Source organism: Mucilaginibacter roseus (genome assembly GCF_021215455.1).
GTDB classification, from domain to species: Bacteria; Bacteroidota; Bacteroidia; order Sphingobacteriales; family Sphingobacteriaceae; genus Mucilaginibacter; species Mucilaginibacter roseus.
The window spans coordinates 50,670-64,169 of record NZ_JAJPWV010000005.1 but is presented as its reverse complement, the minus strand read 5'-3'; the positions used below and the strand labels follow the sequence as shown (position 1 = coordinate 64,169).

General features: G+C 44.6%; 10 protein-coding genes. 6 read left to right on the top strand and 4 right to left on the bottom strand.

Features of this window, described 5'->3' with window-relative positions:
- Nucleotides 1-22: 22 nt before the first annotated feature.
- Nucleotides 23-184: a hypothetical protein gene (locus LT679_RS15525; protein WP_232178540.1), complete on the top strand. Its 162-nt coding sequence runs from the start codon at nucleotides 23-25 to the stop codon at nucleotides 182-184.
- A 25-nt stretch (nucleotides 185-209) separates the two neighbouring features.
- A complete protein-coding gene (locus tag LT679_RS15520) occupies nucleotides 210-674 on the top strand; it encodes a PA2169 family four-helix-bundle protein (protein WP_232178538.1) in 465 nt (154 codons plus the stop codon).
- Nucleotides 675-719: 45 nt separating this feature from the next.
- Here LT679_RS15520 and LT679_RS15515 read toward each other — a convergent pair whose 3' ends face one another.
- The 3 genes from LT679_RS15515 to LT679_RS15505 are packed head-to-tail and all read right to left on the bottom strand — an operon-like array spanning nucleotide 720 to nucleotide 5,382.
- On the bottom strand, nucleotides 720-2,900 hold the full coding sequence (locus LT679_RS15515; RefSeq protein WP_232178537.1) for a TonB-dependent receptor family protein: 2,181 nt from the start codon (nucleotides 2,898-2,900) through the stop codon (nucleotides 720-722).
- On the bottom strand, nucleotides 2,900-4,444 hold the full coding sequence (locus LT679_RS15510; RefSeq protein ID WP_232178535.1) for a phosphatase PAP2 family protein: 1,545 nt from the start codon (nucleotides 4,442-4,444) through the stop codon (nucleotides 2,900-2,902). Before LT679_RS15510 ends, LT679_RS15515 begins: the two co-directional genes overlap by 1 nt.
- 11 nt (nucleotides 4,445-4,455) lie before the next feature.
- Entirely contained in the window at nucleotides 4,456-5,382 is a 927-nt protein-coding gene (locus LT679_RS15505) for a hypothetical protein (RefSeq protein ID WP_232178533.1), read from the bottom strand.
- A gap of 327 nt (nucleotides 5,383-5,709) precedes the next feature.
- Here LT679_RS15505 and LT679_RS15500 point away from each other — a divergent pair, with 327 nt between their 5' ends.
- From LT679_RS15500 to LT679_RS15485, 4 genes are all read left to right on the top strand, one after another.
- The gene (locus LT679_RS15500; RefSeq protein WP_232178530.1) at nucleotides 5,710-6,951 is read left to right on the top strand and encodes an AGE family epimerase/isomerase; all 1,242 of its coding nucleotides are present in this window, start codon (nucleotides 5,710-5,712) and stop codon (nucleotides 6,949-6,951) included.
- Nucleotides 6,952-7,053: 102 nt separating this feature from the next.
- Nucleotides 7,054-9,045, top strand: coding sequence for a glycoside hydrolase family 97 protein (locus LT679_RS15495; RefSeq protein WP_232178528.1), 1,992 nt, complete (start codon nucleotides 7,054-7,056; stop codon nucleotides 9,043-9,045).
- A 5-nt stretch (nucleotides 9,046-9,050) separates the two neighbouring features.
- On the top strand, nucleotides 9,051-10,142 hold the full coding sequence (locus LT679_RS15490; RefSeq protein WP_232178525.1) for an SGNH/GDSL hydrolase family protein: 1,092 nt from the start codon (nucleotides 9,051-9,053) through the stop codon (nucleotides 10,140-10,142).
- Entirely contained in the window at nucleotides 10,139-10,882 is a 744-nt protein-coding gene (locus LT679_RS15485; protein ID WP_232178523.1) for an SGNH/GDSL hydrolase family protein, read from the top strand. Before LT679_RS15490 ends, LT679_RS15485 begins: the two co-directional genes overlap by 4 nt.
- Before the next feature lie 70 nt (nucleotides 10,883-10,952).
- Here the strand turns inward: LT679_RS15485 and LT679_RS15480 are convergent, their stop codons facing one another.
- Nucleotides 10,953-13,439 carry a glycoside hydrolase family 9 protein gene (locus LT679_RS15480; RefSeq protein WP_232178521.1) on the bottom strand — a complete coding sequence of 829 codons (2,487 nt, stop codon included), beginning with the start codon at nucleotides 13,437-13,439 and terminating at the stop codon, nucleotides 10,953-10,955.
- Nucleotides 13,440-13,500 lie beyond the last annotated feature (61 nt).

The following is a 13,500-nucleotide window of genomic DNA, read 5'->3' as shown; positions in this document are numbered from 1 at the left end:
TCGTAACTATAAACATATACCCATGAGAAAATTTAGTATGCTGGCCTTTATGCTGGCTATAATGAGCTTAAGCAGCTGCCAGGTTATTGGCGATATATTTAAAGCAGGCGTATACGTTGGTATTATAATTGTAATACTCGTAGTGGCCATCATCATCTGGATAATCAGGAAGATAAGCGGATAGGTGGCTGTTTTAAAACAACATCACCATGGAAAATACAAAAGCAACAGTTGAGATTTTGAACGACCTGGTTCAGATCAATAACGACCGGATCAACGGTTTCGAGAAAGCGTTGAAAGACTTGAAAGAGCAGGATGCAGACATTCGTTATCTGTTTACCAATTGCATTGGCCAAAGCCATGAATTTAAAATGGAACTGGCCACAGAAGTACAAGCGTTAAGCAATCCGAAGGATGTGCAGAACACTACTTCGTTTTCAGGTTCGCTGCACCGTACCTGGCTGGATTTGAAAGCCAAATTTACCGGCCACAATACACACAGTATATTGGAAGAATGTGAATTTGGCGAGGATGCAATATTGAAGGCTTACAATACAGCGCTCCAAGAAGAGTTTATACCTGCATATATTCGCGAAATGCTGACCAAGCAAAAAGCGATATTGCAAAAAGCGCATGACGAAGTAAAAGCAATGCGCGATGCTATAGCGCATTAATAGCAAAACACAGAAATATAAATCACCGGTTAATTAGCCGGTGATTTATATTTTTATGCCCACAGTGGCGGAAAAAGTCCGCCCGTCTGAAGGCCAGATACCCGGCCCCGGATAAAATTGTGGCCGTTTGGTGAAATATTGTTTATCGAACGCATTGTTCAGGTTAAGGCGCATGTTTAGGTTACGTGTAATATTTATCCTGGCATTCACATCAAAAATATGATATGATGGTACTAAACCTGCAGAGCCCGAAGCATTAGGTGTTACCGTGTTTAACGCATCAGCAAATGAGTTTGAAGTGTAGCTGTGTAAAACAGTAAAGCTATATCTATCAAATTTCAACGTTGCACCGTTGCGGCTTTGCCATTCGGGAGCGCTTTCTACCTTTTTGCCACTTACATCAACATTGGTTGTGCCGGATCGCACAAGGGCGTTCTGATAAACGGCATGTATGTAAGCGGTAGCGGTAAAGAGCGTCAGCGCGGTTTTACCGCTCAGCCTTATATCTGCTTGTGTGAAAAATTCAACGCCATTATTAACCGAGTTTCCGATATTGGTTCGATAAATAATATCTTCACCATTTGCGTTCTTCAAAGCTAATGTACCTAACCTGTTTTTGTACACCAGCCTGAAATAGGTTACGTCCCAGCTTAATATGCTCCACGTACCGCGAAAACCGCCTTCCAAGTTATAGCCCTTAGCATCTTTTAAATTTTTATCAGATACCTCGTATACCGAACCTGGAATAATATCCTTAAAGATTACCGGGCGATAAGCCTGCGACCATCCGGCATATAAATTCATTTGTTTATTAAGCTTGTACTGCGTACTTACGCCAAATAGCGGAAACTTATGTTTGATCGTGTTAGGAACATCCGCCGGATTTAGATAGCTGATAGTGCCGGTTAAATCGGTAGTGCCCTGTTCTATGCGGAAACCACTATTAATGCTGAGCTTTTGCGATAAAGTCCATTTGTTCTCCGCAAAAACAGCAATGTTATTCGTCTTATAATGCATATCTCTACCAAAGCCGGGTATTACCAGGGTCAAGTCATAATCGCTACCCGTGGTTCCTTTACCTAATTGCTGCCGGTGCAGGTTATTGTTCATGTACTGTACCCCGCCAGAAAGGGTGTTAGTATTCCCAAGGAACCGATAGTTGTGCAGAACACGTAACTCTGAAGTATAGCTATTGAAGTGGTCGATATCTACCTGGCGGTTATTGTATTGCAGCGTTTGTGCATTTATGGTATCTGCAACAGTAGCCAGCTTATCATACAGCACACTGTTCCTTGAGCCTATAATGGCTGAGGTAGTCAACAGAATACTGGTGTTTTTACCGGGCTGCCAGTCAAATGTTAATGATGGTATGTTAATTACAGGGTTGTAGTAGTTGCGTGAGCGCGTGGCCATTCTGGGATCTTCCCTAAACATTGCGTCAGTAAGCGGACCAGCCAGATGTATGGTATAGTCCGACCGTGTCCATTCAGCCTTCAATAAAAATTGGGGTGAGACCTGGTAGAGTAGGGTTACATTTTGCGCATTGTATTTTGAATCGCTGTTGTCACGATAACCATTATTACTTTTATTGTTGAACCATGCGTAATAGCTGAATTTACCCTTGGTTCCGCTAATGGAGTTAAAAGTACTCAGCAAACCGTATGAGCCGACTGAATTTATACTCTCAAACGAAAAAGGTTTTGCCACGGGCTGTTTGCTGATGTAATTTAGCATGCCTCCAAACTGTGCACCATATTGCAGTGAGCCGGTGCCGCGCACCAGTTCAATGCGCTCAACTGCTTCTAAGGGGATGTTATAGTGGCTGGCCGGATAGCCATACATATCCGAGTTGGTGATAACACCATCCTTACGCATATTGAATTCCCAGCCCCTGTGCGGATCGAGGCCGCGGGTAGCTATATTTACCTGATTGCCTGTGCCATCCATATCATACACAAAAACACCTGGTATTTTAGCAAATATCTGCCTGCCGTATTTTTCGGTGATAGCAGCATCAAGAGCGGGCACCCTGATTACCTCGGTTTTTTTGCCCGTGAAAATGTAGGTGCCCTTAATGCTGTCTAAGCGTTTAATATTACTGTTACGTTTTATTTCTGATATAGTAACTTCATTGAGTGCGGTCGATGTATCTGACTGAGTTTGTGCAAATGACAATTTGGCGAATAAAACTATTGCAACGGTGATTACCCTATATAACTTAACCATCAATTCGCTCCATCAATCTTAGCCCGCTCAACGGCATAATTACCTACCTTTTGGCCGGTAATTAACCCTTGCGAGCAATCAGACCGGTAATGAATACCACCATACATGCGGGACATGGATGCCTCGTTGGCCATGTCCTCAAAACTTTTTGCTTTTGATGGTACCAGGTAGGCCAGTACAGTGGCCGCCGCGCCGCTAAACGTGGAGTGTCCTGATATATATGCCGGGAAGTTAGGCACACCGGTAAATGTTTTTATACGCGCATCTAACTGGCAGGGGCGTGCGTTAAAGTAATAATACTTAGTATTCCAGCAAACAATGGCCGCATCCATAAGTGCAGCATTAAGCAAGGCGTAATTACGCGCCCAACGTACTTCGCTGTATTGATGCTTAACAAATTCGGTAGTAGCAATTGCATTCCAGTGACCTGGTGGCGTATAAGTGCCTACACCGTCTGCCCAGTTGTTAACAATACGCATGCGCTCGCGGGTTGCATTTTTAGTCAGGTCCAATACCTCAGCCACTTCTTTTTTCATTTCTTCAGAATTGGTCGCTGGCGGAGCCACAGGGCGCAGGTTGGGCACATCGTTAGCAGTAAACATCATTGGTCTTACGTTGCCGAATACCGGTAGCATAGGTGGCCTTTTAGGTATCTCCAGCGAATACCATGGGGTTTCGCCTTTGGCAACACAATCATCTTCCAGCTTTTTCCAAACAGTCGGGTTGCCGACAGCGGCGCCCATACCATCGGTTTTCGCGCGGGCTACAATTTTGCGCGCTACCCAGCGGCCCAGCGAGTCGCCGGCTATTATATCGCTTGCCACGTTAGCGCCGGCCAGCATACGGTATTGTTTTTCTTCATCTGCCTTTTGCTTGATGTAATCAATATCTGCAGGGAACAGCAATTTCATGATCTCAAAAGACGCGCCTGCAATAACGGCGTCTTCTGATGGATAGGCCGGCAAATCACTCTTTGGCACTGAAACGGTTATCCCGCCATCAGTTTTGTATGGCGCCTCGCGGTTGTACTTGTATTTAAAATGCCAGGCGGCAATCAAAGCATCATATTGCGCAGCGCTTACGTAAGCATAAGCACGCGCAGCATACGGCGGATTAGAGAACGGAAATTGTGGATAAGAGAACGGGTTAGCCGCACTTGGAATAGGGTAGGTGCCATCCGGATTTTGGTATGGTGGCAGGTTATGCTTGGCAACCAGCTCCCGCATAATTTCGTTCCAGCGTAGCACGCTGCCTACCTTCCAGTAGTCAACAATAGCACGCTGCTCAGCTGTAAGGTTAGCTGATAGTGATTTTAAGTTGTTAACCTCGCTTTTGTAAGCTGCTGATGTTGCAGCTTCGGGTGCCGGAAGGTTGAACTCCTCGGCAGAGGTAATTACAAGTGGTTTCCAATTGCCTGCTGCTTCATCAAGTTTGGCTGGTGTAAGCGCCGGGAAATCGTCGTTGTATTCTTTAATATCCTTATTACAGGCGCTAATTGATGCCGTTAACAGGATAAGGAATGCGTAAGTAAATAGTTTCTTCATAGACCAGGTATTTAATTTGATTTAGCCATGTTTAAAGTATAAAGCACACCGGCCATAAACCCGGTAGACTGGCCAACGTTGCGGCCTTCCAAGGTTCTCCATGCAGCCGCGTGTATGCCCAACGCACGGAGTTTAGGTAAGTAGTACTTGCCTTCAAAGCCTACGTTGGTACTGTTCATGGTGTTGCTAACAAACGGCATATCGTTACGGCGTATATCAAAACCTCCATAAGTACGCATATGGTCTACATAAGCTTCGGCTATAATAAAAGGTGTACGGTAGCCGGTTCTGAACTGGTACACGCCGGCATTTGGCATTTGCACCTGGTTAGAGTTAATTTGACGTGTAGTATAATAAGCCGTACGGTCAATCTGCACATTACTTCGGTACAAATATGAGCCAGATGCGGTCGCGAAGAATTTGCTCAGCTGGTAATCAACTATCAACCGGCCGGTTGTAACGTTGCTACCCATGCCTATAGATACCGGCATCAGGTCCACATTATAATTATGGCTCGGTGCGCTGTATCCACCTACAGCAAATACCGATAGCTTCTGACTATTATTGAATACCTTGCGCAGCGGCCTGTATTTCACATAAAAACTCAAATCCTGAAAGCCACTCAGGCCGCTCAATGTGCCCGCTGATGTTTTGGTTGATACATACGGTAATGAAACCATAATATTCAGATCATCACGAATACCATAGTTTAACATCGCCATAATGCTTGATGACGAAAACGTACCAATATTAGCGTTATCGCGATTGAGGCTGCCTTCCCAGTATTTATTCCAAGAGTTGTATGCGTATCCGGCGGCAATACACAAATTGTTTTTGCCCATCATCAGGGCATCCGTTTCGGTTTGGGCTCGGGCGGTTGATGCCATTAAAGCAGCACCCGCAATGGTAATTGCAAGAGGTTTAAAAAAGGTTTTCATTAAGCTTAATTAGGGTTAGCTTTTTAATTTTTGTGTAAGTTAAGTAATAAGATTATTACAAAGTAAAAACTTATTAAAAAATTAACAAAGTTTTTCTAAAGTATGTAAAGTGCTCATTTATAATTGATAAAATAACGCAGTGAATTTAAATTAGAAAATGCGTTTGTTGCAAAGCATGACCATTTTATATAACAGTTTGATAAAATAGTATTATCGGCAATTAAGCTGTCGACTTAGTTTTGAAGCATGCTGTAAATAATTATTAGATGATTAATCGCAGCATGAAATTTCTTGATATTTCAACAAATCATTAACCAGGCGAGGCTTTTGGAAAACATAAATGACTTACGCAAATATGGCTCAGAATTAAAATCGGAATTAAAAAGCATTCTCGAATACTGGATTACTTATACAGTTGATGAAGTGAACGGTGGGTTTATTGGTCAGATAGATCATGCCAATAACAGATATAATGAGGCCGCGAAAGGCGCGGTGTTAAACGCCCGGATATTATGGGCATTTTCGGCCGCTTATAATTTTGAAGCTGATGATGAGTATATTAAATATGCAAAACGTGCTTATCAATATATCAATCAATATTTTACAGACAAACAATACGGTGGTGTTTATTGGTCGGTTAATTGTTTGGGTGAGCCGTTAGATGCCAAGAAACAGGTATATGCCAATGCATTTGTAGTTTACGCTTTGGCCGAATATTACAAGGCTACCCTTGACGGTTCGGTAAAAGATCAGGCCATTACTTTATATAACCTACTGGTTGAAAAAAGTTATGATACCCAACATACAGGTTATTTTGAAGCTTATACCCGTGACTGGCAACCGATTAATGATTTGCGGCTAAGTGAGAAAGATGCGAATGAAAAAAAATCAATGAATACGCATTTACACGTGCTGGAGGGTTACGCGAATCTATATACTATTTGGCCTGACGACGGTTTGCGGCAGCAGATAATTACGCTGTTGCAAAATTTCAGTGAGCATATTATTGATGAAAAGTCCGGGCACTTGCACTTGTTTTTTGACGATGAGTGGAACCGGCGATCAACGCTTGTTTCCTACGGGCATGATATTGAGGCATCGTGGTTATTACTTGAGGCTGCAGAAATCATCAAAGATGAACAACTTATATCACGGTTTACAAATTACGCCTTAAAAATGGCTGATGCCGCCCTAGAAGGCATTGACACAACGGATGGCGGTTTATGGTATGAATACGATGCCACACATGGCGGTCTGGTACGCGAAAAGCATTGGTGGGTTCAGGCCGAGGCTATGGTGGGTTATCTGAATGCCTGGCAACTTACCGGTGAATGGAAGTATGCGGCTATATCTCTTAAACTATGGGAGTTTGTTAAATCAAATATAATTGATAAAGTAAACGGGGAGTGGTTGTGGGGTGTTTATGCTGATGGTAAATCAATGGAACATGAAGACAAAGTCGGGATATGGAAATGCCCTTATCATAACAGTCGCACTTGTATAGAGATATACCGACGAACAGCCCAATATGAACAGATGCTTAAACCTGCTTCATCTTTAAATGGCTAACTTGTACATATTATAGGCTAAAATAGGCACGCAGCAAAGCTTTTTGTTATACTATCTTGCCGGAGTTAAAATATAAGCCAAACAGTTATATCGTAATTAATAATGAAAAATATCTCCAAATTTAGCTTCGCCATGCTTGCAATGCTTAGTTGCCAGCAACTCATCGCGCAGCAAAAAAGCTACACCGTCACTTCTCCAGATAATAAAGTTAAAGTTACGCTTATTGCCGGTAAACAAATCAATTGGTCTTTAAGCTATAACGGCAACGAGGTTATTCAGCCCTCTGTGGCAGCTATCAGGCTTGACGGTGGTGAGATAATTGGTAATAATGTAAAGGTACTATCAAACAAAACGCTAACCGTAAATTCAAAATTCGAGGCTTACAATTACAAAAAGAAAATCGTTACCGAAAATTACCGGCAGCTAACACTCAATTGCAAGGGTGGCTACGATTTTATAGTTCGCACATATAATGATGGTATTGCATACCGCTTTGTGCTCAATAAAACTAAACCCGTAAAGGTGATGGCCGAGGACGCCAATTTTAAGTTCGCCGATGATTATAAGGTGTTCATCCCTTACGCGCATGACCCGCGTTTGAAAGGCGACTATTACCAAACCTCGTTTGAGGCTTTGTATAATGAGGTGCCGCTGTCAAAAGTAATTGCTGATTCACTGGCTTTTTTACCGATGCTGGTTGATCTGGGTAACGGCGCTAAGGCTGCGGTGTTAGAGGCCGGGCTGGAAGATTATCCGGGTATGTATGTGGTAAAAAACAAGGACGAACAGCACGCCTTAAAGGCAGACTTCGCCAAATATCCTGCTAAGGAAGAGCTCCGGAGGCTGAATACCTTAGTTACCGAAAGAACCGATTACATAGCAACCGTTAAAGGCAATGCCGCTTTGCCCTGGCGAGCGGTTATTGTAGCGCCGGATGATAAAACGTTGCTGAATAACGATATGGTGCAAAAGCTGGCAGGCCCGTCGCGCATAAAAGACGTAGCCTGGATAAAACCCGGCAAAGTGGCCTGGGACTGGTGGAACGACTGGAATATATCGCACGTTGATTTTAAAGCGGGCATCAATACAGCTACGTATAAACATTATGTTGATTTTGCATCAGAGAACAAACTGGAGTATGTAATACTGGACGAGGGCTGGAGTAACTCGGTTGACATGACCAAGCTCAACTCGGCTGTTGATTTAAAAGAGATCATTTCCTACGCTCAACAAAAAAATGTAGGTATAATCCTTTGGGCTACCTGGCATGGTGTAATGGCCAATATGAATGGCATATTTAAAAAATATGCAGATATGGGTGCCAAAGGCTTCAAGATAGATTTTTTTGACCGGGATGATCAAAAGGTAACTTCATCCGTTTATAAAATAGCCGAAACTGCCGCTAAGTATCATTTGCTGGTTGATCTGCATGGTATGTACAAACCTGATGGTATACAGCGAGTTTATCCTAATGTGTTCAATTTTGAAGGGGTTAAGGGCTTAGAAAATTCAAAATGGGCACTTAATGATGATGTGCCCCGTTATGATGTGTCAATCCCCTTTATCAGGATGCTGGCCGGGCCGATGGATTATACTCCGGGTGCCATGCGCAATGCCAACAAGGCATCATACCGCCCGATCAACTCAAACCCGATGAGCCAGGGCACTCGCAGCCACCAACTGGCCATGTATGTAATATTTGAGGCCCCGATACAAATGCTGGCCGATAACCCGACAGCTTACCGAAGGGAGCAGGAGTCGACCAATTTTATAAGCAAAGTACCTACTGTTTTTGATGAAACCGTGCCGTTGCTGGGCAAGGTAGGCGAGTATGTAGCTATTGCGCGTCGTAATGATGACACCTGGTACGTAGGTGCTATGACCAATTGGGACGCGCGTGACCTGGAGATCGACTTGTCATTCCTCTCCAAAGGGACTTACGAAGCCGAGATATTTAAGGATGGTGTGAATGCTGATCGTGATGCTACGGACTATGTGCGCGAATTGGTTAAGGTATCAGCAAGAGAGAAGATAAAAGTACATTTGAGTAGTGGCGGTGGCTGGGCGGCAAGAATCTATCCGGCAAAACAATAATTTTGATGATGCGGATTTTTAGCATATTCATAGCAATTATATTGCTAACAGCCTTGTGGGCATGGAAAGCTCCTGCAGATAATCTCCACACATATAAATCTACGGACAAGCGATTTCAATATGTGGGCCGCATTGATTTCACCAATCCGCAGTCGCCGCGTTTTTGGGCTGCAGGTGTTTATATCAAGGCAGCTTTTAAAGGCACATCATGCGAGTTGCTCATCAATGATGAGATGATGTGGGGCAAGGATCATAATTATATTTCGGTAGCTATAGATGATCTGCCCGTGCAACGTATTAAACTAATACAAAAAAGCAATAGTATTATCGTCGCCAATAACCTTGCAGACGCAAGGCACGAGATCACCATTTGTAAAAGCACCGAATCAGGCATTGGGTATCTGGAATTTGTTGGGTTACGGTGTAAACAGTTGCTTGCACCACCACCCTTGCCGGTACGTAAAATTGAATTTATAGGCAACTCCATCACCTGCGGTACAGGCAGCGATGAGAGCGCTTTTCCATGCAACACCGGCCAGTGGTACGATCAGCATAACGCTTATATGGCTTACGGGCCTGTAACCGCACGGGCTTTAAACGCGCAGTGGCACCTTACTGCTGTTGCAGGCATCGGTTTAACCCATAGCTGCTGCAATATGGATGTTACTATGCCCGATGTGTTTGACAAGATTAACCTGCGTGCCAATGCCATACAATGGGATTTTAAAAGATACCAGCCGGATGTGGTAACCATATGCCTCGGGCAAAACGATGGCCCCGTTGATTCTGTGAAGTTTTGCCCGCCTTATATATCGTTTATTAAAAGATTGCGGGCTCGTTATCCATCAGCAACTATTATTTGTTTAACCAGTCCAATGGCTGATAGTAGCCTGGTGCAAGTCCAAAAAAATTACCTGCGCGGTATTGTTAGCGAAGTAAATAATACAGGCGATAAAAACGTGTATAAATACTACTTTAGCAAACGCTACCATAAGGGTTGCGGTGATCATCCTGACCTGAGTGAACACCGCCTGATAGCTGATGAACTGATTACATTTATTGAAAAAACAAAACACTGGAGAAGAAACACACCATGAAAAAAATCTTCATTTTACCGGCGCTTTTTTCGGCGCTGCTGTTCTCAAATGCCTTTGCGCAAACAGCTGATACGGCACGTATGGCGAAAGAGTTGAAACAATTAAATTATTTAAGAGAAGACTGGGCGAACCTAAAGCGCTTCGAAAAAGAGAATGCCGCGGTGCAGCCACCGGCAAAGGGGGAAGACCGTGTGGTGTTTATGGGTAACTCTATTACGCAGGGCTGGAGCGATAAGGATCCTGCCTTTTTTAAAGGCAAGCCCTACATAAATCGTGGCATAGGCGGCCAAACTACCCCGCAAATGCTATTGCGCTTTCGTCCGGATGTGATTAACCTGAAGCCAAAGGTAGTAGTGATATTAGCCGGCACCAATGATATTGCAGGCAATACGGGGCCAACATCTGAAGAAACCATCGTAGGCAACATTCAATCGATGGCATTACTGGCACAGCATTATGGTATTAAGGTGGTAATATCCTCTATATTGCCGGTTTATGATTATCCATGGAGACGCGGACTTAACCCTGTGCCTAAAATAGCATCCATTAACAAAAGCCTGAAAGAGTTTGCCGCATCCAACAAAATGGTTTACCTGGATTATTTTACCCCGATGGCTGATGAGCAGCAAGGCCTTAAAAAGGAGTTGACCTATGATGGCGTACACCCTAACGAAACAGGTTACAAAGTGATGGAGCCACTTGCTGAGGCAGCCATTAAAGCAGCTTTAAAAAAGAAGTAACCAATTAAGCAGATAAAACAAAAGCGGCCTATATTACTACGGGCCGCTTTTTGTTTTAAGATATTCTGATCTATTTCTTATTCAATACATGATCTGCCGCCAGGGCCAGGAACAGGTAGTCGGTTGTGCCGCCACCTAAAACATATTCACCTTGTTGCCATAGAAATGGCCATTTCAACAACTCCGGGAAATCCGGGCGGATCAGTGCCGTGCCTGATGCGCTGCCGCCTGGTATGTACGACCAATCCGCACGGTTAAACCCATAGGCTGTGGTCATGGATTGTGAACCCACACCCGATACGAATGAAGAGGTATTCGAGCCCGGATGGCATCCCAATACAAAATTCAACGCATCCAGCATGTAATCAGTCGGTATAATATCAGGGAACGAGGCATGCAAAAAATACTGCCTGAAGCCAAAACCCTGTATTCCCCAGCCAGCCCCCCAAATGTCCGGTTCGTAAGGTACACCAAAAGGCGTTTTTTTACCGTCGGCCACAATGGAACTGTACATAGTTTTTACCGCAGCATTTACTGCTTGTTTATATTGCGGATTGTTAACCAGCTTTAATGTACGGCCAACGTACCAGCCTGTTTTGGTGATGTTTTTGGTGATGTCGTCGGTTTTACTTATCAGGTAATCGGCATATTCCTTATCGCCGGTAGTAATTAAAAGCTCGGCAGCTAATTGAATGCGTGGTAATATGTTGTTTGATGCCGTGTTTTTCCAAACCTCTTTGGCTATTTGCAGAGATTGCGTAGCCAAAGTATCATTATATCCCTTCATAACCCTGCTGGCAGCAGCCAGATCAGCGGCGGCTTCCAGCTCACGCGGCGAATTTTGCTCCGTAAACACCCAGCGGTCGTCGGCCCAGGTTTTAATACCAGTAGCATTAACAGGTGGCTGTTTGCTATTGTAGGGGATGTTATCGGTAAGGTTAGCAGCATCGCCTAATAACACATACTGCTGTAGGGTTGGCTCAATTATGCCACGGTAAAAGCGGCCTAAAGTGCGGTAACCGTTTGTAACGGATAATAAGCCGTGCTCAATTTGCTGCAGGAGGTCGGGCTTGTTATCAGGTTCGTGTATCTCGGTCACTAAGGTTGTTTGGTTAACAGCGGTGTTATCATGCTTTTCGCCAAATTCCTCATAAGCCAGGGTTAGTCCGTAAATAGTTTCCGCCTGCGATTCTACCCTAAGGTCAAAGTCGCCCGCATCATGCCAGGCACCACGGTTAAGCATGGGTACGTTATCACCGGGTTTGTATTTGGTAAGTGTTGAACCGCCCTGAATATAACCATCAAAGTGGTTTGAGTCGATAGGGGCCATGCGGGCATCATCCAGGTGGCACCAGCCATGCCAAACACGGTACTTCTCGTTTACGCGCATGTGGCACATTTGCGCGGGTAAAAAATAATCAAGCGTAGGCTGCCAAACGTTTTCTTTAAATACGCCAGCGTTAATAGCGAACGGGCGGCTTTGGTAATTGCCGTACTTTACCATGTACATGCCCGGTTTGGTTACCTTGGTAAAATCAAACTGCAGGTAATGGTACCGCAAAAAATCTCCCCATTCTTTAGGTGCTGATGTTAGCACAGGTTCCAATCCGCCCTTTTCGCCTATGCGCAGCAATGAGGCTTGTTTGCGGGTTTTATCCTTCCGATCCAACTCGATAACAGCTATTTTTGATTGTGCCGGATGATAGCCTACCTGTGATAGCTGTATCACCGGTTCGGACTGCCAGCCGCTGACCGCGTTAGGCGTAACCAGCCACTCAATAGCGTTTTTAGTTGCGCCTTTAGCTACCAGCGAACGTATAACGAACCAACCGTTGTTATGCTTGCCGCGGCCATCCAAAAGCTCCAGGTTACCGCCCGAAAGGTTTTGTATGGTCATGCGCTGGGCATCAAGCTCGGGCACTATGGTTAGTGATTTGCCGCTGGCCATCGGCTTAATCTGTAATTCGCCCGCGGCATCCTTATACATCTGCCCGTTTGGTTGCTGCGAAAATATGCCGAATTGCTGATCCATGTAGTATGACCGGCCAAACAGTATGCCCGGAAATAGCTCGAAGTTAAAACCTACCTTGCCAATCCATTCATCGGGCAGGGGTTTATCCAGGTCAACAATTATGCGGAACGAACGGCCTTCCGGCTTAACACGTATGTTGTAGGCAAAATTCAGGTCGGGGTAGATGATCGGGTTAAAGCCCTTGCGGTTCATATCCGGATTGGGGTACTCCATACGTACGCTAACCTCGTTCTTCTGGCGGTCAACCACCCGTTTGCCCACCTTGGGTATAGGCGACCATTGTCCCGGCGTAGGTTCAAGGCGTAAATCGCCGTTGGTAGCGGTACGCTGGCCGTTCTGTATAACGCCAACGCCACCCTGGTGCCCTTCCGGATAAAAATCATGCGCCAGCATCACGTTTACGCCCTCCAGTTCCAGGTAATCTTTACTATTGATCACCATCGCCTTTTTTTGCTGGCCGTAAACCGAGCAGGCAGTGGCTATGCCGACGAGAAGCGGAAGGGTTGATTTGTATAAAATTTGCATAGATATGTTAAGTTACATAGTTGGTAAGCTAAAAGTAGCATGGGCGCAAAAAGCCTTGTAA

Bases quoted from the DNA above. Each gene is read 5' to 3' on its own strand.
- LT679_RS15480 (WP_232178521.1), bottom strand. From the start codon at position 13,439: ATGCAAATTTTATACAAATCAACCCTTCCGCTTCTCGTCGGCATAGCC.
- LT679_RS15505 (WP_232178533.1), bottom strand. From the start codon at position 5,382: ATGAAAACCTTTTTTAAACCTCTTGCAATTACCATTGCGGGTGCTGCT.
- LT679_RS15490 (WP_232178525.1), top strand. From the start codon at position 9,051: ATGATGCGGATTTTTAGCATATTCATAGCAATTATATTGCTAACAGCC.
- LT679_RS15520 (WP_232178538.1), top strand. From the start codon at position 210: ATGGAAAATACAAAAGCAACAGTTGAGATTTTGAACGACCTGGTTCAG.
- LT679_RS15510 (WP_232178535.1), bottom strand. From the start codon at position 4,444: ATGAAGAAACTATTTACTTACGCATTCCTTATCCTGTTAACGGCATCA.
- LT679_RS15485 (WP_232178523.1), top strand. From the start codon at position 10,139: ATGAAAAAAATCTTCATTTTACCGGCGCTTTTTTCGGCGCTGCTGTTC.
- LT679_RS15525 (WP_232178540.1), top strand. From the start codon at position 23: ATGAGAAAATTTAGTATGCTGGCCTTTATGCTGGCTATAATGAGCTTA.
- LT679_RS15495 (WP_232178528.1), top strand. From the start codon at position 7,054: ATGAAAAATATCTCCAAATTTAGCTTCGCCATGCTTGCAATGCTTAGT.
- LT679_RS15515 (WP_232178537.1), bottom strand. From the start codon at position 2,900: ATGGTTAAGTTATATAGGGTAATCACCGTTGCAATAGTTTTATTCGCC.